This window comes from Tamlana crocina, assembly GCF_012037625.1.
In genome coordinates this window covers 22,892-43,104 of record NZ_JAAVJS010000006.1, presented here as the reverse complement: position 1 = coordinate 43,104, position 20,213 = coordinate 22,892, and the positions used below count along the sequence as shown (strand labels likewise).

20 protein-coding genes are annotated in these 20,213 nt (G+C 38.0%); 14 read left to right on the top strand and 6 right to left on the bottom strand.

What is annotated here, in order from left to right:
• Positions 1-8: 8 nt before the first annotated feature.
• The 5 genes from HC176_RS05560 (at position 9) to HC176_RS05540 (ending at position 4,001) form a co-directional block, all read left to right on the top strand.
• Positions 9-194, top strand: coding sequence for a CcoQ/FixQ family Cbb3-type cytochrome c oxidase assembly chaperone (locus HC176_RS05560; protein ID WP_167917199.1), 186 nt, complete (start codon positions 9-11; stop codon positions 192-194).
• The gene (locus tag HC176_RS05555; RefSeq protein ID WP_167917198.1) at positions 191-1,153 is read left to right on the top strand and encodes a cbb3-type cytochrome c oxidase N-terminal domain-containing protein; all 963 of its coding nucleotides are present in this window, start codon (positions 191-193) and stop codon (positions 1,151-1,153) included. The genes HC176_RS05560 and HC176_RS05555 overlap by 4 nt, the downstream gene beginning before the upstream one ends.
• A 77-nt stretch (positions 1,154-1,230) precedes the next feature.
• Positions 1,231-2,655 carry a cytochrome c oxidase accessory protein CcoG gene (gene ccoG / locus HC176_RS05550; protein WP_167917197.1) on the top strand — a complete coding sequence of 475 codons (1,425 nt, stop codon included), beginning with the start codon at positions 1,231-1,233 and terminating at the stop codon, positions 2,653-2,655.
• A 196-nt stretch (positions 2,656-2,851) separates the two neighbouring features.
• Positions 2,852-3,298, top strand: a complete 447-nt coding sequence (locus HC176_RS05545) for a FixH family protein (protein WP_167917196.1) — start codon at positions 2,852-2,854, stop codon at positions 3,296-3,298.
• Between the two features lies 1 nt (position 3,299).
• A complete protein-coding gene (locus HC176_RS05540; protein ID WP_167917195.1) occupies positions 3,300-4,001 on the top strand; it encodes a sulfite exporter TauE/SafE family protein in 702 nt (233 codons plus the stop codon).
• Here HC176_RS05540 and HC176_RS05535 read toward each other — a convergent pair.
• Together HC176_RS05535 and HC176_RS05530 are read right to left on the bottom strand one after the other, a co-directional pair.
• Positions 3,998-4,999, bottom strand: a complete 1,002-nt coding sequence (locus HC176_RS05535; protein WP_167917194.1) for a Dam family site-specific DNA-(adenine-N6)-methyltransferase — start codon at positions 4,997-4,999, stop codon at positions 3,998-4,000. The two genes, HC176_RS05540 and HC176_RS05535, sit on opposite strands and share 4 nt — an antisense overlap.
• Positions 4,996-5,865: a type II restriction endonuclease gene (locus tag HC176_RS05530; protein ID WP_167917193.1), complete on the bottom strand. Its 870-nt coding sequence runs from the start codon at positions 5,863-5,865 to the stop codon at positions 4,996-4,998. The genes HC176_RS05535 and HC176_RS05530 overlap by 4 nt, the downstream gene beginning before the upstream one ends.
• Before the next feature lie 290 nt (positions 5,866-6,155).
• Here HC176_RS05530 and HC176_RS05525 point away from each other — a divergent pair, with 290 nt between their 5' ends.
• The 4 genes from HC176_RS05525 to HC176_RS05510 are packed head-to-tail and all read left to right on the top strand — an operon-like array spanning position 6,156 to position 11,254.
• Positions 6,156-6,827, top strand: a complete 672-nt coding sequence (locus HC176_RS05525) for a TetR/AcrR family transcriptional regulator (RefSeq protein ID WP_167917192.1) — start codon at positions 6,156-6,158, stop codon at positions 6,825-6,827.
• 1 nt (position 6,828) lies between these two features.
• Positions 6,829-8,496 carry a peptidase domain-containing ABC transporter gene (locus HC176_RS05520; RefSeq protein WP_167917191.1) on the top strand — a complete coding sequence of 556 codons (1,668 nt, stop codon included), beginning with the start codon at positions 6,829-6,831 and terminating at the stop codon, positions 8,494-8,496.
• Positions 8,497-8,498: 2 nt separating this feature from the next.
• Positions 8,499-9,857: an HlyD family secretion protein gene (locus HC176_RS05515; protein ID WP_167917190.1), complete on the top strand. Its 1,359-nt coding sequence runs from the start codon at positions 8,499-8,501 to the stop codon at positions 9,855-9,857.
• Positions 9,854-11,254, top strand: a complete 1,401-nt coding sequence (locus HC176_RS05510) for a TolC family protein (protein ID WP_167917189.1) — start codon at positions 9,854-9,856, stop codon at positions 11,252-11,254. The genes HC176_RS05515 and HC176_RS05510 overlap by 4 nt, the downstream gene beginning before the upstream one ends.
• Positions 11,255-11,263: 9 nt before the next feature.
• Here HC176_RS05510 and HC176_RS05505 read toward each other — a convergent pair whose 3' ends face one another.
• Both HC176_RS05505 and hemN read right to left on the bottom strand, forming a co-directional pair.
• Positions 11,264-12,097, bottom strand: a complete 834-nt coding sequence (locus HC176_RS05505) for a universal stress protein (protein ID WP_167917188.1) — start codon at positions 12,095-12,097, stop codon at positions 11,264-11,266.
• A 29-nt stretch (positions 12,098-12,126) separates the two neighbouring features.
• Positions 12,127-13,491 (bottom strand): oxygen-independent coproporphyrinogen III oxidase, encoded by a 1,365-nt coding sequence (gene hemN, locus HC176_RS05500; protein ID WP_167917187.1) that lies wholly within the window; start codon positions 13,489-13,491, stop codon positions 12,127-12,129.
• 115 nt (positions 13,492-13,606) lie between these two features.
• On the opposite strand from hemN, the gene HC176_RS05495 reads away from it, so the two are divergent.
• The 4 genes from HC176_RS05495 to HC176_RS05480 all read left to right on the top strand — a co-directional run bounded on the left by HC176_RS05495 (position 13,607) and on the right by HC176_RS05480 (position 16,345).
• The gene (locus HC176_RS05495; protein ID WP_167917186.1) at positions 13,607-14,161 is read left to right on the top strand and encodes a superoxide dismutase family protein; all 555 of its coding nucleotides are present in this window, start codon (positions 13,607-13,609) and stop codon (positions 14,159-14,161) included.
• A gap of 117 nt (positions 14,162-14,278) precedes the next feature.
• Positions 14,279-14,911, top strand: a complete 633-nt coding sequence (locus tag HC176_RS05490) for a YceI family protein (RefSeq protein ID WP_167917185.1) — start codon at positions 14,279-14,281, stop codon at positions 14,909-14,911.
• A 101-nt stretch (positions 14,912-15,012) separates the two neighbouring features.
• Positions 15,013-15,543, top strand: coding sequence for an RNA polymerase sigma factor (locus HC176_RS05485; RefSeq protein WP_167917184.1), 531 nt, complete (start codon positions 15,013-15,015; stop codon positions 15,541-15,543).
• Between the two features lies 1 nt (position 15,544).
• A complete protein-coding gene (locus HC176_RS05480; RefSeq protein ID WP_167917183.1) occupies positions 15,545-16,345 on the top strand; it encodes an anti-sigma factor in 801 nt (266 codons plus the stop codon).
• Here the strand turns inward: HC176_RS05480 and HC176_RS05475 are convergent.
• Both HC176_RS05475 and HC176_RS05470 read right to left on the bottom strand, forming a co-directional pair.
• Complete coding sequence (locus HC176_RS05475) at positions 16,342-16,974, bottom strand: hypothetical protein (protein WP_167917182.1); 633 nt, start codon at positions 16,972-16,974, stop codon at positions 16,342-16,344. The two genes, HC176_RS05480 and HC176_RS05475, sit on opposite strands and share 4 nt — an antisense overlap.
• 4 nt (positions 16,975-16,978) lie before the next feature.
• Positions 16,979-17,473: an RNA polymerase sigma factor gene (locus HC176_RS05470; RefSeq protein WP_167917181.1), complete on the bottom strand. Its 495-nt coding sequence runs from the start codon at positions 17,471-17,473 to the stop codon at positions 16,979-16,981.
• A 576-nt stretch (positions 17,474-18,049) separates the two neighbouring features.
• On the opposite strand from HC176_RS05470, the gene HC176_RS05465 reads away from it, so the two are divergent.
• Positions 18,050-20,206: a TonB-dependent receptor gene (locus HC176_RS05465; protein WP_167917180.1), complete on the top strand. Its 2,157-nt coding sequence runs from the start codon at positions 18,050-18,052 to the stop codon at positions 20,204-20,206.
• The last annotated feature ends 7 nt before the right edge of the window (positions 20,207-20,213 follow it).

Sequence of the window (20,213 nt, the reverse complement as noted above, 5' to 3'; positions counted from 1 at the left end):
CCAAAATCATGTTAAAATTTGTAAAAAATCACATGGAAAGCATCACGGGCATAGAAATATACCCCATCATTTCCCTGCTCATATTTTTCACCTTTTTTGTAGTGCTATTTTGGTGGGTGTTTACCGCTAAAAAAGACTATATAAAAACCGTAAGCCATATTCCGTTAGACAATCAAAACGACGATACATTATGATACGACATATTCCATCTTGGGTTAGGATACCCGTAGCATTTTTCATCATCTTCGGGGCCGTTGAATATTTTATAGACTCTGGCGATAAGCCTGCGTTTATCGAATACCCCGTTGTCTTACTGTTCCTACTCCTTGTCCTTCTTATTTTAATAGCTATTGAAGCTATTGTTGGAGCTTTGGAGAACATTATGCTGCAAAAATTAGACGATGAGGCCAAAGCCCATTTTTTAGCTGAAAAAGAAAGCTCCTATAAATTCACTTGGCTCAAAGAAACCTATATAAAACTACTTGGGCAAAAACCTTTGGAGGATGAAGGTGAAATTATTTTAGACCACAACTACGATGGCATAAAAGAATTGGATAACAACCTCCCGCCTTGGTGGCTATATGGTTTTTATATTTCAATCATTTTTGGTGCGGTGTATTTGCTTAAATACCATGTTTTTAACGGCGATACACAAATTGACGAACTACAAACCGAATTGGCTGAAGCTAAAATAGCTATTGAAAAATATAAAGCCACCGCCAAAGACCTTGTGGATTATAACACAGTGGAGGTATTAGTCAATGCTGCCGATTTAAATGCAGGACAATCCATTTACGAAACCAATTGTATAGCTTGCCACAAAGCCGATGGCGGCGGCGGCATTGGCCCAAACCTAACCGATGAGTATTGGATTTTGGGTGGTGGTATCAAAAATGTATTCAAAACCATTTCTGAAGGAGGTCGTTCCGGAAAAGGGATGATTGCCTGGAAGCAAAACCTAAAACCCTATGAAATTGCTCAGGTGGCGAGTTATGTATTACAGTTTCAAGGTACAACTCCGGCCGAACCCAAAGAAGCACAGGGCGATATTTGGACCACAGGTGAAGCAACAGCTAAAGACCTTGAAACACCCGAAACCATAGAAAAAGATATTATAGAAATTGACTCTACGGTTACGTTGAAGACTAATTAATAGCACTTTAATTTCAACTAAACTGTACCCAACCTGTCGTGAGACCGGTATCACGGTAGGTTTTAAAACAAAACACATTGGACACTCCAAACAACGAAATATTTAGAGATTCCATTGGCACGGTTACCGAAGAAGGTAAACGCGCTTGGGTGTACCCCAAAAAACCCAGCGGCAAGCTTTACGACTACAGAAAATGGGTGAGCTATTTTTTGTTGGCTTTTTTGTTTGTTTCGCCCTTTGTTAAGGTAAACGGCAACCAGTTTTTAATGTTCAATATTATGGAACGCCGTTTTAATATTTTCGGGTTTCCGTTTTGGCCACAAGATTTTCATTTGTTTGTTATTTCGATGCTAATTGGCGTGGTATTCATTACACTGTTTACTGTGGGGTTTGGACGCATTTTTTGCGGGTGGATTTGTCCGCAAACCATTTTTATGGAAATGGTTTTCAGAAGAATTGAATATTGGATTGATGGCGACCGCAACAAACAACGCAAATTAGACAAACAAAAATGGGATGCAGAAAAAATAAGAAAACGCCTTTTAAAATGGTTTATCTTTTTGGTGATTTCGTTTTTAATAGCCAACATATTTTTGGCCTACCTGATTGGCAGCGACAAATTGTTGCGTTACATCACCGATGGGCCGTTCGAGCATTTGGGTATATTGTTTCCGTTGTTAATTTTCACTGCGGTTTTCTATTTTGTTTTTGCATGGTTTAGAGAGCAGGTTTGCATTATTGCCTGCCCTTACGGAAGGTTGCAAGGGGTGCTTCTGGATACCAAATCGATTGTGGTGGCCTACGACCATAAACGTGGCGAAGCCGAAAACGGACGGAAAAAATTCAGAAAAAACGAAGACCGACAGGCCTTAGGGTTTGGCGACTGCATTGATTGTTTTCAGTGTGTACATGTTTGCCCAACAGGTATCGACATAAGAAACGGTACACAATTGGAATGTGTAAACTGCACCGCTTGTATTGACGAATGCGACCACATTATGGAAAGCATCAATTTACCAAAAGGGTTAATTAGATATGCTAGCGAGGAAAATATTGAAAACAAAACACCCTTTAAGCTAACGCCCCGAATGAAGGGCTATATAGCCATTTTGGTGATTTTAATTGGGATGCTTACGGGCATGCTGTTTTTAAGAAACGATGTTGAAGCCAATGTTTTGAGACTGCCCGGGCAATTGTACGAGCACAAAGAAAACAACATGATCAGCAACGTGTTCACCTATAAACTGGTGAACAAAACCACTAGCGATATAACCAATGTGAGTCTGAAATTATTGTCGCATAAAGGGGAGTTGAAATTAGTCTCGACCGAACAAAGCTTTACCGTTCCCGAACAGGGCATTGCTGAGGGCACATTATTTATTGAAATTAACAATGCTGCGCTTTCGGGCGACAGAAACCATATTAAAATTGGGGTGTACCAAAACGATACGCTTATTGAAACAACAACGGCCAACTTTTTGGGGCCGCGAAGTTTTAGGTAAGCACGGTACTTGGAACAGAAACAAAACTTGCGGATAGGTGCATTAGGGATTGAACAGTTTGTTTGAGCTCGCCGACGCAGGAGGCAGCGAGCTGTGAAAGCCCGCCCCGAGGTATCGAGGGCAATGCCATAAAAACAATAATGAGTCTCTGAAAGTATTAGCACAGGCAAGTTCAGGGCGAAAAAAATATAAAATTATGAAAATGAATTGGGGAACCGGAATTGTATTGGCCTTTATAGGCTTTATAAGCTTTATCATGTACTTTATTGTTACCATGAACGTGAACAGCAAATACGACCACGATTTGGTTACGGAAAATTATTATGCCGAAGAACTGAATTACCAAAAGGATATTGACAAGCTGAGAAACGCCAAAACACTAAGTGAAAACATAAGCTACAAACGCATAACCGAGGGATTGGTTATATACTTTCCAAGTAATGTTGATTTCAAAAAAATTACCGGAAAGGTGTTCCTGTACAGGCCATCTAACAAACAATTGGACTTTGATACTGCTATTTCATTGTCCAAACCTTATTTGCTCATACCTGACAATCGTTTGGTGGATGGCCGTTGGAACATTAAAATAGATTGGCAATACAACAACCAATCGTATTTATTCAAAGAAACCATAAATTATTGATATGTTAGTTTCGGCATTTGTTTTGGGGCTTTTGGGCAGCTTGCACTGTGTGGGCATGTGCGGTCCCATTGCATTTATGCTTCCGGTTGACCGAACCAATAATTTAAAAAAGTTCACACAAATTGGCATTTACCATTTTGGCCGATTACTGGCTTATTCGTTAATTGGATTCGTTTTTGGTCTCGTTGGAAAGAGCCTCTCTTTGTTTGGGTTCCAACAGCAACTGTCAATCATTATTGGGATATTAATGATTTTGGCCGTTTTAATTCCGCAGAAAACACTCAGCAAATACAACTTCTCAAAACCGATTTATAGAATGATTTCGAAAGTGAAGTCGGCGTTGGGTCATGCTTTAAAGAAAAAAACGCCCGACACGTTTTTAACCATTGGTTTTTTAAATGGTTTTTTGCCCTGCGGCTTGGTTTACATGGCCATTTTTGCTGCTATTGCCAGCGGCAAAGCTTTAAACGGAAGTTTGTACATGGCCGTTTTTGGTTTGGGCACGGTTCCTTTAATGACTACCACTGTATATTTCACTCAGTTATTGAAAGGCACAGCCAGACAGCGCATTCAAAAAGCGATCCCGGTTTTTGTGGTAATTATTGGTGCTTTGTTTATTATTCGTGGTATGGGGCTTGGCATACCTTACCTCTCTCCCACTTCAGTTTACAATTTGGTTTCCAGCGGTATGGAGTGCCATTAAGTAGAATGCTTTTCTTTTAATGACTCTTTTGATTTAGCAACAATTTTTTCTTCCAATTTTAACAACATTTGCTCTGGAAAGTCATACTTTTTTGGTTTAGAAGTCAATTGGGATTTGTCGTTTTTAATTCGTGATTTCATTTCAGAATTTGAAATACTATCCTTTAATTCTATATTCGATAAAAGTGCTTCATAAACAGCATTTCGGTTTGTTTCTTTTCCTCCAACGTGATAAAAATGTTCTTTAGTTGCAACATAACTTTCTTTCCAAACAGAAAACACATAGTCGTTTGTTCTATATTTGTTGCTCAACCAAGTTGACAAAATGAATTTACAATTAGAAGATTGTAAACCATTATTCAAAATAATTTCTTCTTCTTCTGTCCAACTATCAAAATAGTCTACGTGCCTTCCAATATATGGTGGGTCTGAATAAACCAAATCAGTTTTTTTTAACTCCGATAAGGTTTCTTTAAAATCCTGATGCTTAAACTCATAATCACCAAGTTCTATAATCTGCGATATGTTCTCAACTTGATTAGTTATTTTAGTGACCAATGCTTGCGCAAAACGGTTTGGTTTTTTACAAAACGGAACGTTAAAACCTCCTTTTTTATTAAACCGCATCATACCATTAAAGCATGAACGACTTAAAAACAAAAAATCTAAAGAATTGCCTGATTCATTAAACCTATCCCGAACCACATAATAATGTTTCCCGTCGGTTTGTAATAGTTTCTCTCCTTCTTCATTCAAATATTTTCTAACCAATCCACTGGTTATTTCCTTGTTCTGAATGGCTTTGTAAAAATTTATCAAATGTGGATTGCTATCACAAAGCAATGCTTTTCTAGGGCGAACATTAAAAGCAACTACACCTGTACCCATAAATGGCTCAACCCAACACTCAAAGTCTATTTCTTTTACGTTGGTGGCAATCCATTCAACCAATTTGGTTTTGATACCTTGTGATTTTATTGGTGGGACAAATGTTTTCATTTTTTCTTATTCTTACTTTTAGGTCGAACTGGGTTTATTTTAGAATCATCTTCTCCTCGGTAATTTAAATAATCTTTCAGATTAGTTATTTTTTTGATTTTTCCTTTAGGAGTTAATATGGGTTTTCCTTTTTCGTCTTTTAGGTCAATTTTGCCAAAGTCAATCCAATATTCATCAAACCATTTTTCCCCAAGGTTTTTGAAAACACCGTAACCATTTAGAATATCGTCTATATATTCAACACTTCCAATATTGGCAGTATTACCACTTCCACTCCTATAGCTTGAGATTTTCCATTTTTCTTCTGCGAAGAATACAAGGTCTTTAATTACAGAAGTGATTTTATCTAATTCGTTAAGTTGTAGAATTTTCGTTTCGTCAATATCGGTTGATAATGCTCTTGTGTACAAAATTCCCAAACAAATGTGTGAGGTATATTCAGCGTAAGGGAATTGAATGTTTTTTGTACTTGTTCTTTTTCTGAAATATTCACCGTGAGACCCCAATGTAAATCCATTACAAAAACCGTCATAATCATCTAATCGGTATGTTGTTTTTATATCAACCGCGAATTTTATTTTCGGCTTTTTCTTGTTTACAAACGATAAGTCAGGATACCAATTTTGCTTTTCAGCAAGAACTATTTCGTATCCATTTTGGTCTGCAAATTCTTTGAATTTCGGAAAAAGTTGAATTTCGAGAATTTTAGAAATAATTTTGGTATCAGAAGAGATGGTGTAAACACTCTTTTCTATGTCGATAAAACCTTTCACTTTCCAATCACCAACTTTGTCCGAAACATAGTCGGTCAATTCTTTTGAAAAGTCTTTAAGTTTATCTAAAAATTCCTTTTTTATATCGCTCATTTTAATTTTTTCGTAATTGTTGCAAGTTAAATAATATTGGCTAGTTTCAAACTACGTTATGAAATTTTCAAACATAGATACAACACAAATTGTTCACAAAATATTTTTTTAACTCTCAATAACGTTTATTGATTAAACATCAACAAAATTGATAGTTTTATTTTCCATTTTAATAGTAACACTATTATATTTGCGTTTATAAATTTCAAAAAAGTCTTTAACGGGCATTTTGGAATTTAGCCAACACCAACTAAACCATTAAGAAAACAATGGTCGCAAAATTTAAATAGATGAAAAATTTACTTTCTAATTTAAAAATTTCTGTACCTGAAAAGATTTATGTTAAAGATCCCGAATCGTCGGAATTGGGTAAACGCATTGTGGAAAACGGCATCCTTTTGATTGATGAACTTGGGTTTGACAGTTTCACCTTTAAAAAACTGGGTATTAAAATTGGATCTAACGAAAGTTCCATTTACCGCTACTTTGAGAGCAAACATAAATTTCTGCTGTACTTATCGTCGTGGTATTGGGCATGGATTGAGTACCAATTGGTTTTTGAAACCCATAGTTTAAGTCCATGTAACAAATTAGAAAAAGCTATTGAGGTGGTTACTCGAAATACTAAAAAAGATTCTAATTTTTCGCATATTAATGAAGTGGTTTTAAACCGAATCATGATAAATGAAAATTCAAAATCCTTTTTAACAAAGGAAGTTGACCAAGAAAACAAAGAAGGCTATTTTGTAGTTTACAAGCGCATTGTGCACCGCCTTCGGGATATGATAAAAGAGATAAACCCCAATTACGAATTTCCGTCAACGCTTGCCAGCACTATTATTGATGGTAGCTTGCACCAACATTTTTTAAAGGATCATTTTGCATCGATAACCGATTGCAAAACGGGCGATACCCCAACCCTATTTTACAAAAACCTTGTACTAAAAACGCTGAACATTTAATATGGAACACACAAAAATGACGCCTTGGAAACGCTTAATCGGTCTGCTTCAACTAGAAAAACGAGATATCCGGCAAATTTTTTATTATGCCATTTTTTCGGGTATTGTAGCTCTATCATTACCTTTAGGCATCCAGGCCATCATTAATTTAATACAAGGTGCCCAAGTATCTACCTCATGGATCATTCTGGTTATTTTGGTAACATTGGGCGTAGCTTTTTCAGGGGCTTTGCAACTCATGCAACTGCGCATTATCGAAACTATCCAACAACGTATTTTCACACGTTCGTCGTTCGAGTTGGCCTATCGTTTCCCGAAAATAAAAATGGCCGAACTGCGCAATTATTACCCGCCCGAGTTGGCCAATCGTTTTTTCGATACGCTCACCATTCAAAAAAGTTTATCTAAAATATTGATTGATGTGCCCACTGCGGTGTTGCAGATTATTTTCGCGCTCATTCTGTTATCGTTTTACCATCCGTTTTTTATTGTTTTCGGGATATTATTATTGGTTCTGGTTTTTGTCGTTTTCAAATTTACGGCTCAAAAAGGACTCGAAACTAGCCTTAAGGAATCAAAAAACAAATATCGAGTAGCCCATTGGATTCAAGAAATTGCAAGATCTGTTATCAGCTTTAAACTTTCTGGAAGCACCAACTTGGGCATGAGCAAAAACGACACTTTGGTAAACGATTATTTAAAGTCGAGAGAAAGCCACTTTAGCATCCTTATGCTCCAATTCATCCAAATGATTAGCTTTAAAGTCATCGTTACCGCCAGTTTGTTGCTTATTGGCGGGGCTTTGGTATTAAACCAAGAAATGAATATCGGGCAATTTGTTGCTGCCGAAATCATCATTCTTTTGGTGATTGGTTCGGTGGAAAAATTGATTTTGGGCCTGGAACCCTTTTACGACACCCTCACCTCTTTAGAAAAAATTGGGCAAATTGTTGACAAAGAATTGGAAAGCCAAGAAGGCAATTCACCTTCATTTTCAAAAGGCATCCATATTGAGCTTGACCAAGTTTCCTATGAAGTTTCCAACCGAAAAAAACCCATATTAAAAGATATTTCATTCAACATTAATGCGCAGAGTAGAATTTTAATCCAAGGGGAAAGTGGCGCCGGAAAGTCCACTTTGCTGCAATTAATTTCTGGGGTAATCAAGGCCACTTCAGGCCATATTTATATAAACGATATGTCTATCGACAGTCTTCACATTAATTTTTACAGATCGCAATTGGGGTTGTCGCTCTCTCACGAAACACCTTTTGAGGGCACCATTAGGGAAAATTTAACCTTCGGAAATTCTGAAATTCCAGACGAAAAACTTTATGATGTACTCGATATTGTAGGCTTAAAAGCTTTCATTAGAGACCAAGATAAAGGCCTGGATACGGTTCTTCACCCCGACGGTAAGCAAATGAGTTTTACCATTTCCAAAAAACTGGTTTTGGCGCGTGCCATCATTAAAAAACCCAAATTGCTTATTCTTGAAGATGCTTTAGATCGTTTCCATCAAGCCGAAACCAACACTATTATTGATTATTTATCGCACAAAGACAGACCTTGGGGGCTTATCGTGGTAAGCAGCAGCAGCGCTTGGATAGATAAATGCACCGAACTCATCAATTTAGATCGTGGAACCATCAAATTTAAACGTAGTTAAACATGCTGAATATATCTCCAAACCCATTGAATAAAAAAATAGACTTAACTATGTTTAAGTCTGCCAAAAAAATAATGGGCAAAACCTATTACAAATCGTTTAACAAGTTTTTGTTGGCAGCAGCTATAATTGGATTTATTGTGCTTTTCCTCCCTTGGACGCAAAACATCACCGGGCAAGGATTGGTAACCACCTTAAAACCCAACCAACGCCCACAAACCATACAATCGCAAATTCCCGGCCGTATTGAAGAATGGTTTGTACAAGAGGGTGATTTTGTAAAAAAAGGCGATACCATTTTAAGGATTTCCGAGATAAAAAGCGACTATTTTGACGACCAACTTGTTGAGCGCACCAATGAGCAAATCTTGGCAAAATCATCATCAGTTACAGCTTATGAAGGCAAAGTTAAAGCTTTGAACCGACAAATTTCAGCATTAGAAAGTGAGCGAAAACTCAAACTGAAGCAAGCGGAAAACAAACTGATGCAATCGCAACTTAAAGTAAAAAGCGATAGCATAGATTTGGAAGCCGCAAAAACCAACCTGAGTATTGCAGAGCGCCAGTTTAACCGAACACAAACCTTACAGGAAGAAGGGCTTAAAGCCGTGAAGGATGTGGAGGAAAAACGCTTAAAACTTCAGGAAACACAGGCGAAATTGATTTCACAAGAAAACAAATATTTGGCCAGCCAAAACGAGGTTATCAATGCACAATTGGAGCTATCGAGAACCAACGCCACTTTTACCGACAAAATATCGAAAGCGCAAAGCGATATGTTTACGGCACAATCCAGTCAATTCGATACCAAGGCACAGGTTACCAAACTTGAAAACACCTATTCTAATTACAAAAAAAGAAACAGTCTTTTATACGTAACGGCTCCCCAAGATGGCTATATAAACCGTGCTGTAACAGGCGGTGTCGGGATTACTTTTAAAGAAGGCGCCGACCTTGTGGGCATTATGCCAGCACAATACGATTTGGCCGTTGAAACCTTCGTTAGACCTATAGATTTACCACTTTTACACATTGGGGAAAAAGTGCGCGTACAGTTTGACGGATGGCCAGCTATTGTTTTTAGTGGATGGCCCAACGCCTCCTACGGAACTTACGGCGCCAAAATAACGGCCATTGAACGTTTTATAAGTGACAACGGGAAATATAGAGTATTGTTGGCTCCCGATGAATCCGACCATACTTGGCCAAAAGATATTAGAGTGGGATCGGGCGCAAGAACCATTGCGTTATTGGAAGATGTGCCTATTTGGTTCGAACTTTGGAGGCAAGTTAACAGTTTCCCGCCTAACTACTATCAACCAGCAACCAATAAAACGGCTTCAAAAAAAGATAAAAAATGAAACGATTTATTGTAGGCTTTCTATTGTTCATTAGCGGTTTTTTGACGGCCCAAGACAGCACTTCGGTCATTTCATTAGCCGAATACTTGGGCTATGTAAAAGCCTACCACCCTATTGTAAAACAGGCCAATTTGGTGATTTCGGAAAGCGAGGCCAAACTGCTCAAAGCCCGTGGTGCCTTCGACCCCAAAGTAGAAGTTGATTACGCCCGAAAAACATTTAAAGGCACAGAGTATTACGACAAGCTCAACGCCTCATTCAAAATCCCGACATGGTTTGGCATTGAATTTAAAGGTAACTTTGAGGAAAACACGGGTTATTATTTGAATCCGGAATCAACAGTGCCAACCGATGGACTTTACAGCGCCGGGGTTTCCATTCCCGTGGCACGTGGGTTGCTCACCAATAAACGCATGGCCATGTTACGGCAATCTAAATTGTACGTAAACCAAGCGAAAGCAGACCGCCAAATGCTCGTGAACCAAATTTTATACGATGCCACACTCGCTTATTTTGATTGGCTAAAAACCTATAACGAAAAACAAGTTTACGAAGCCTTTTTAACCAATGCCGAAATGCGTTTTAATGGCATAAAGAAGAGTTTTGAAACCGGAGACAAACCTGCCATTGATACTTTAGAGGCACGTATAACCCTAAATAACAGAAAACTGAATCTGGAAAAAGCACGGATAAAATTTGTGAAATCGACATTAAACGTATCGAATTTTTTGTGGCTGAACAACGATACGCCCATTGAATTGAAAGATGGCATGGTTCCGAACACCAACACATTTGAAACTATTGATACTACACTCAACACCGCGGAACTGGACATTGAAAGCTTTAATGTGGAAAATCACCCCAAACTAAAGTCTTTGGACTACAAAATAAAAAGTTTAACCATTGAACAACGCCTTAAACGCAATAACCTATTACCACAGATCGATTTACAGTACAATTTTCTATCTGAAACTCCAGAAATAGCACGCTCGTTCAGCACATCAGCTTACAAAAGCGGTTTGAATATTTACATTCCGTTGTTTTTGCGGAAGGAACGTGGCGATTTAAAATTAGCTAACTTAAAATTGCAAAACACCACCTTCGACCTCCAAAACACCAAAGTAAGCCTTAAAAATAAGATTGATGCCATAAGCCAGGAATTGAAATCGTACTCTCTGCAAAACCAATACACCAAAGCCATTGTTGAAGATTACGGCAAAATGCTCACTGCCGAAGAACGCAAATTCTTTTTGGGCGAAAGTTCGTTGTTTTTGGTCAACTCAAGAGAGTCAAAACTTATTGATGCCAAACTAAAAGCCATTGCTTTAGAGAATGATTTTTTCAACACCAAAGCATCACTATTCAATATTTTGGCCATTCACAATCCCGATTTATAAAATAGAACGCTATATCTTAAAAGTTACAACAGGCAAGTTAGCATGGTTGGCTACATCTTCACCCACACTACCTTCAAAGAAGTGTGCCAAGCCTTTTCGTCCGTGGGTTGGAATAGCAATAATATCGGCATGTATTTTATTGGCGAAATTTAAAATACCTCCCTCAACCGTATAGTCCGACACATAACTCACATCGGCCATTTTATCCAAACTTCGTTCAGCTTTGGTAAAAAAGTTAATCACTCGTTTTTCAATTTCTGCGGTACTTTTAAATCGTTCATTGGGTAAATTCACATACACCAAATTCATTTTTGCCCCCGTTTTTCTAAAAAATCGATCCGCTTTCAAATAAGGCTCTATAGCTTCCTCCGAAAAATCGCAAGCAAACACGCCCGATTTATAATCGGTAGTTTTCACATCGTTTTTCACAACAAGGACTGGAATTTCCGAATGGCGCACCACCCGCTCTGTATTAGACCCCACAAAAAACTCCTTAAAGCCCGAAGCGCCATGAGACCCCATAACAATAAGGTCGGCATTGTTTTCAATAGCCACATCGTTAACCTCGCTAAACACCTTAAAATGTTTAATAATAGGTTTGATTCGAATGCCTTTTAAGTAGTCCTTTTTCAAAAATTCCTCAAACTTTTGTTCAGCCAACTGAAGGAAAAACATGCTTTTTTGGTTTTGCATGCCCCCCGAAGCCGAAAGCATAATGTCGGACATTTCGAGCATATGTAGCACCAACAATTCGGCATCAAACTTTTTGGCGAGCTGTGCCGCTGCTTTTAATGCGTATTCTGATTGTTCTGAAAAATCAACTGGAATTATAATGGTTTTCATTTTTGTTTGATTTTAGGGTGAAACTTGGTTTAAACAGTCATGGAAAACAATTGCGTATCGGGTTGTTTTCGTTGCAATAGCACATCGAAAGCCATGCAAATATTTCTAACAAACGGCCTTCCTAATGGAGTTACCTCGATACCGTGGGCGTTGATGTTGAGTAATTGGTCTTTTTCCATTTCACTTAACTTTATAAGCACATCTGGAATTTCCTTAAAATACAAGGTTTTATCGCGCCACGATGTTTTAAATTGACACATTAAGTTAAGAATATGTTTTCGGATTATCAAATCTTCATCGCTTAAAATATGCCCGCGATACACCGGAATGGTGTTTTCTCCCAACAAACGATAATAATCCTCAATTTTCTTTACATTTTGCGAAAACCCGTACCAACTATCGCTTATTGACGATACGCCCAACCCAATCATGGCTTGGGTTTTTGATGCTGTATAGCCCATAAAATTTCGGTGTAAACTCCCATTTTGCATCGATTGGAACAAACTATCGGTTTCTAGAGCAAAATGATCCATCCCTACTTCGGTGTAGCCCACTTCGGCCAACAGTTTTTTTCCTAATTCGTACTGTTGCCGCTTTAGTTTTGCCGATGGTAAATCGGCTTCATCAAATCCGCGTTGCCCATTACCTTTTATCCACGGCACATGCGCATAGCTATAAAACGCCAAACGGTCGGGCAACAGTGCCTTGGTTTTTAATATGGTTTGCTCAATATGTTCTAAAGTTTGAAATGGCAAGCCAAAAATAATATCGTGCCCCACCGAAGTGTAGCCTATTTTTCGGGCAGCATCAGTTACCCGTTTTACATTTCCAAAAGGCTGAACCCGATGAATGGCCTTCTGCACGGTTTCATTATAATCCTGAACGCCGAAACTCACTCGCCTAAATCCTAAATTGTAAAACATCTGTAAATGCTCGGCTGTAGTATTATTGGGATGCCCCTCAAAACTGAATTCGTGGTTTTCTGCAACTTCAGAAGCACCCAAAATACCGTTAATCAACCGTTTTAAATTTTCTGTACTAAAAAACGTTGGCGTACCGCCTCCCAAGTGCATTTCCTTTATTTTAGGCTTTTCACCCAACAACTCCAAATAAAGGTTCCATTCTTTCAAAACCGACTCTATGTATGGCGACTCTACACCGTGTTGCTTAGTAATGCGCTTATTGCATCCGCAAAACGTACACAAGCTTTCGCAAAACGGTAAATGGATATAAAGACTAACGCCCTCATTGGTATTACTTTCGTTAAACGACTTCACCAATGAATCTTTCCATTTTTCCAAAGAAAAAGTATCTGAATTCCAATAGGGCACCGTTGGGTAACTGGTGTATCTCGGTCCGGAAATATTGTATTTATTGACTAATGATTGTAACATACCTAACATTTAAAAGTCAAAATTAAATGAATCCGACACATAAAAATATGATATAAGTCAATCTATAGTTTACAATTGTTTTAACTTAAAGCGAACCTAAAAAACTCAAAACACAATGAAAAAAATAAGCATAGTAATTATTACCCTGACCATAGGATTATTGTCCTGTAAAAAGGAGAAAAAGGAAACTGAAACAACAGAAATAGCAACCGAAGCTCGCAAGGAAATCAAAACGACCTTAGTTGCTAAAAACGATAGCAATGTGAGCGGCAAAGTGGTTTTTAAGGAAGAGGACAAACAAGTAATCATGACGGCCATAATCAGCGGGCTTGAAGCTGGGCAACATGCCATCCACATCCATGAATCGTCCGACTGTTCTGCTCCCGATGGCACATCGACCGGTGGTCACTGGAACCCTACTGCACAACCTCATGGAAAGTGGGGTGCTAACGGAGGTTACCACAAAGGTGATATTGGCAACTTTACTGCAGATGAAAACGGTAACGGAACCATTTCGTTCACTACAGATGAATGGTGTATTGGTTGCGACGATGAAAATAAAAACATTGTTGGAAAAGCCATTATAGTTCATGCTGGGGTCGACGATTTTACATCTCAACCTTCGGGTGCGGCTGGTGCTCGAATAAGTTGCGCAGGAATTATAGAGTAACGCCAACCTCTTTTCTTATCAAAAATTAACATAATGTTGACATTTAATATCGACCTGTTGTTTGCTATTGTTTTTTGATTGTTCTATTTTCGAATATTATTATAATGAACAATAAACATGATAAAAAAAGCAAGTATAGCGTTAATCGCTTTAGCCATCGGATTTGTTTCTTGCAAAGAGAACAAAAAAGACAATCAAACGCCTGAAACAGAAAATATCCAATCTGAAAAATTTATTGTAAAACCAGAAGCTACTTCTGTTAAATGGACAGCATATAAAACCACCGATAAAGTTGGGGTTAACGGCACTTTTACCACATTAAATTTCGATAGCAAATCTGGAAATTCAGCTCAAGAAGCTCTAAATAACCTCGAATTTTCAATACCAATTAGCAGCCTATTTACCAACGATGCAACCAACACCCGAGATGCCAAAATTAAAGATGCCTTTTTTGGCTCTATGATAAATACAGAGTTGCTAAAGGGAAAAATTGAATATAGTATCGGTGGCGCTTGCAACGCTTCGCTAACCATGAACGGGGTAACGCATAACATTCCTTTAAACATAGATATTCAAGAAGAAAGACGCATAACCTTAACCGGAACCATGAATCTTAAAGATTGGAATGCACTAGAAGCTTTGGAAGCCTTGAACAAAGTTTGCTTCGATCTTCATAAAGGAGCAGATGGTGTAAGCAAAACTTGGGAGGATGTTGCCATTGAGGTTAGCACTTACTTGAGAAAAAGTTAAAACAGCTTGAAGTAATAGTAAAGCGCTTCAATAAACAATAGCAAAAACCAAGATTTTCAAATTATATTTGATTATCTTGGTTTTTTATTTAACCACTATACATGAATTTAGAACACCTTGTTGAAAAGTTCAAGCAAAAAGACGAAAAAGCTTTTGAAAGCCTTTACGATATGTACAGCGAAAGCATGCACGGTGTTATTTTCAATATTGTGAGAGACCATGCTATTGCCGAAGAAGTGATGCAAGATGTTTTTATAAAAGCATGGCACAAGGCTGATACTTATTCAAGCAACAAGGGACGGTTTTTTACTTGGATTTTGAATATAGCGCGAAATGCCGCCATAGACAAAACGCGTTCTAAGGCCTTTAAAAAATCAAAACAAAACCTCGACTCCGATTTTTTCGTAGATATAATTGAAACGGGCGACAGCCTAGAGCAAAAAACCGATGCCATTGGCATTAAAAAGTTTGTTGGCAAACTAGGCGAAAAGTGCAAGTCTGTTATCGAATTGTTATATTTTAGGGGCTATACCCAAACCGAAGCTTCTGAAGCCCTAAACATGCCCGTGGGCACCATAAAAACAAGAAACAGGAATTGTATTAAAGAATTGAGAAATTTGGTATTGAATTAAAATGGACATTAAAACCTACATAGAATCTGGTATTTTAGAGCTTTACGTAGCTGGTGTTCTTTCTGAAAAAGAAAACCAAGAGGTTTACAATATGATGATGGAGCATCCAGAAATTTTACAGGAAGTTCTCGAAATAGAATCGGCTGCCATTAAATTAACCTCAGCTGCCGCTCCTTCATCAAACAGAAAGAAAATCTTCCAGGCCGTAAAAGACCATTTAGGTTTAGGCAAATCAGGTAAGGTAGTTACGATTGCCAAATCAAAATACAATTGGATAACTTACACTGGCTGGGCAGCCGCCATTATTTTGGGTGTAGGCTTTATGTGGCTCGCTAACGAAAACAGACAACTGGAAAGCGACGTAAAAATTTCCAACACACAGATAGATTTACTGGAAACGCAAATTGAACGTTCAAAAACTAGCTTAGAGGAAGCCAACACTTTAATTTCAGTATTAAGGGACGACAACATCACCCAAGTGCCATTGGCTGGCCAGGGTAATTTTTCGAGCACCTATGCTAAAGTGTATTGGGATAAAACATCAAACCGTATATTCTTGGACGCACAAGGACTTCCTACCCCTCCACAAGGTACCGTGTACCAAGTTTGGTCGTTAAAACTAAGTCCGTTAACACCTACCAGTTTGGGCACTATTGATGATTTTACTTCTGATGAAAACAAAATTTTCGAAATTGAAAACGCCAACGAGAGTGAAGCCTTTGGTATTACTTTAGAACCTGCCGGTGGAAGCGAAACCCCAACCATGGAGCAGCTATACACCCTTGGTGTAGTCAAATCTTAAACATCTAGTTTTTTCAACTCTTTGTAATTTCGGTTTAGTCGTTTTAACAACAAACCATAAATAAGTCTGTAGAACAACCAAATTAACAGTATAAACACCACTGTTGAAATGACTACTATTGTTGTGGCCATTATGGTTTGTTCCCGACTAAAATGGGCTACTTGATCGGCCAATTCGGGATTATGGGTATACGCAAAATAAAAACCGAAAAGCAACGAAAACCCAGCGACTATTAAATTATAAAGCACATAGTATTTCACTATTTTTCGGGTACGTAGAATGCTTTCCATGAGCTGTTTGGCACTATCAGTTACCGAAATGGATTTATACGACTTATAAAGCAGAAAAATAAACAAGAGGATTACGGCATAGCCAAAAACAGTAAGCACGGTAAAAGTGCCATCATCAGCATATACGGTATCCAATCGTTCCCTAAACGAATCGGATGTAAAATACGGAACGGTATTGATTAAAATCCAAAACACCAATTCGGCCACACTAATGTAAAATAAAGTCTTCACGATTGAAGACGATTTTTTGTGGAGCAAAGGGTATATTTCACTAACCGTAAGCTTCTTGTGCTCCGGTTGCTTATTCCAATCTTTCTTTAGTAACTCTAGTCCATCCATAGCATCACGGATTTAAAATGGTTTTTAGCTTTGTTTTAATTCTATTCATCTTCACACGGGCATTCACCTCGCTAATACCTAATGTTTCACTGATTTCCTTATAGTTTTTATCTTCAAGATATAAGAAAACCAACGCTTTTTCTATGTCGTTTAATTGGTGTACCGCTTGGTACAACACTTTAAGTTGTTGCTCTTCTGTGTCATCATAATCTTGCGCTTTTATTTTGAATTCCACACCTTCAAAATCTTGCGTTTGTATGGTGCGTTTCGATTTTCTGTAAAGTGTAATGGCTGTGTTTAAAGCTACACGATACATCCAGGTACTAAATTTCGAATCGCCCCGGAATTTCGGGTAGGCCTTCCAAAGCTGTATTGTGATTTCCTGAAATAAATCGTTGTGGGCATCATAATTATTGGTGTACAAACGGCAAATTTTGTGTGCAATATTTTGGTGCTTTTCCAGCAATTCAACAAAACTATGTTCTAGTTCTTTATTCAATGATGGTGGTTTAGTTACAATGTAAGTAGCTTAATTTTTAGGAATGTTACAAATACCGAAAACTATTTTCATTTTAAGCTTTATAGATGAAGAAAATGAAAGGGATTGATTCTGATTTTTTTCGTCTTTTTTGAAGATTCGTGATTATTTTAAATTAGAAATAACAATTTAAATTTTAAGTTTAAATTACAATCAACAAAAACCTGATTAAAAACAAAATATAAAACAACTATAAATAAAATCTATCAACCGTCTTTATGATTTAAAATTGAATTTTAAGTAGTTTTTTGTGAAGCTAATATATAAAAAAAATTAATAGTTTTTCATTCGTCCAAAAACCCTAAAAACAGCACATCATCTTCTTTCAATTTTATACAAATCGGTTCGATTTCCTATATATCGACAGTCCATTTTTCCACACCCTAATTTTAGTTTTTCTAAAAAAAAAAAAAAAAATCAATTCATCAGCATTATTTAACAGTTCGGTATTTAACAATTTTTCCTTCCTCTTTCCTATTGCAAATTTGTGCAGGCTAAATTCATTAATCCATCAAAAAACGAACAAAAAACCAACCGATGAAAACCACTATCTTCTTCCTCATCTTTATTTTTATTTCGCTTCAAACCATGGCGCAAACCACCATTAAGGGAACAGTTTCAAACACCAAAAACACGCCCATTGAAGGTGCCAATATTTATTTGGAAGGCACTTACGACGGCGCCACATCCAATGAAAATGGTGAATTTTCGTTTTCAACTTCCGAAGTTGGCACACAAACTTTGGTAGTTTCATATTTAGCTTTCGAAACTTTTAAAATGGTTGGCGATATATCGTTCATGAAAAATGTTACCATAAAATTGAAAAAGGACCTGAATACTTTAGATGCCGTTGTGCTGTCGGCTGGCACCTTTTCGGCTGGCGACAATAGCAAAGTAAACGCACTAAAGCCATTGGATGTAGTGACCACGGCAAGTGCCTTGGGCGATTTTGTTGGCGCACTGCAAACCTTGCCCGGAACAACCACCGTTGCTGAAGATGGTCGACTATTCGTTCGTGGTGGCGATGCCAACGAAACCCAGATTTTCATAGATGGCATCCGTGTATTTACGCCTTATACGCCTACCACCAACAATGCCCCTACCCGTGGGCGCTACTCCCCATTTTTGTTTGACGGCATTACGTTTTCAACCGGTGGATATTCGGCAGAATACGGTCAGGCACTATCCAGTGTTTTATTGCTAAATACCATTGACGAACCCGACCAAGAAAAAACCGATATTGGCATTATGAGCTTGGGCGCCAGTTTAGGAAACACCCAAAAATGGGAGAAAAGTTCGGTGAGCGTTAATGCTTCCTATATAAATTTAGCGCCATACAATGCGATTTTCACCAACAGAAACCAATGGATAAAACCTTTTGAAACCCTTTCGGGGGAAGCCGTTTTTCGTCACAAAATCAATTCGGGGCTATTTAAACTTTATAGCGCTTTTGATGCCACCAATTTTGAACTCACCCAAGACGACATCAACACTCCAGAAGGTCTCTATTTTAAACTAAAAAACAACAACGTTTACATGAACGGCTCATACAAAAGCAAATTGAACAGCTCTTGGACGCTTTTTGGAGGGATGAGTTATACACGGGCAGGCAACAACCTTAATATAGCAGAAAGCACCATAAAAAATACCGAAAACTCCATACATGCCAAACTAAAATTAAAAAACAGAGTCAGCAACCACTTTAAAATCAATTTTGGCGCTGAATATTTTGCCACTGATTTTAACGAATCCTATCGTGACGAAACTTTAGAAAGCCCCAAGTATGGCTTTAACAACAATCTGTCGGCCGCTTTTGCCGAAGCCGATATTTTCATTTCGAAAACATTGGCCTTTAAATCAGGGCTGCGTGGCGAGTATAGTCAATTATTTGATGATTTCACGATTTCACCGAGGTTTTCAGTGGCTTATAAAACCTCCAACAAAAGCCAAATATCGTTGGCTTACGGGAATTTTCATCAAAACCCTTCTAGCGAAATATTAAAATTCAACCAGAGTTCAAAACCTCAAAAAACAACCCATTATATTTTTAACTATCAATACAATGGCGACAAAAAGTTGTTCCGCGCCGAAGCCTACTACAAAAAATATGATGACTTGGTAAAATACGATACCGATTTTGCTTCATTCAACAGCAATTTCAACACTAGTGGACATGGGTACGCTAAAGGCATCGATTTGTTTTGGCGCGACAGCAAAAACATTAAAAATCTCGATTATTGGTTGAGCTATTCCTTTTTGGATTCTGAACGGAGCTACAAAAACTATCCCACCAAAGCGCGACCTTATTTTGCAAATCCGCATAACCTGTCGGTAGTTGGGAAATATTGGGCAGACCAATGGCGGAGCCAAATCGGGTTTAGCTATGCTCACGGCTCGGGACGTGCTTATACCGACCCCAACCAGTCCGGATTTTTAAATCAAAAAACCAAAAGCTTCAACAGTTTGAGCTTAAATTGGGCGTATTTAATCAGTCCGCAAAAAATACTGTATGCTTCCGTAAACAATGTTTTGGGATTCAAAAATATTAACGGCTACCAATACGCCAATACTCCCGATGCAAACGGAAATTTCAACAGGCGAGCGCTTCAACCTGCCACCGACCAGTTCTTTTTTATTGGTTTTTTCTGGACCATTAGTGAAGACAAAAAAAGCAATCAGCTGGATAATTTATAATAGCACT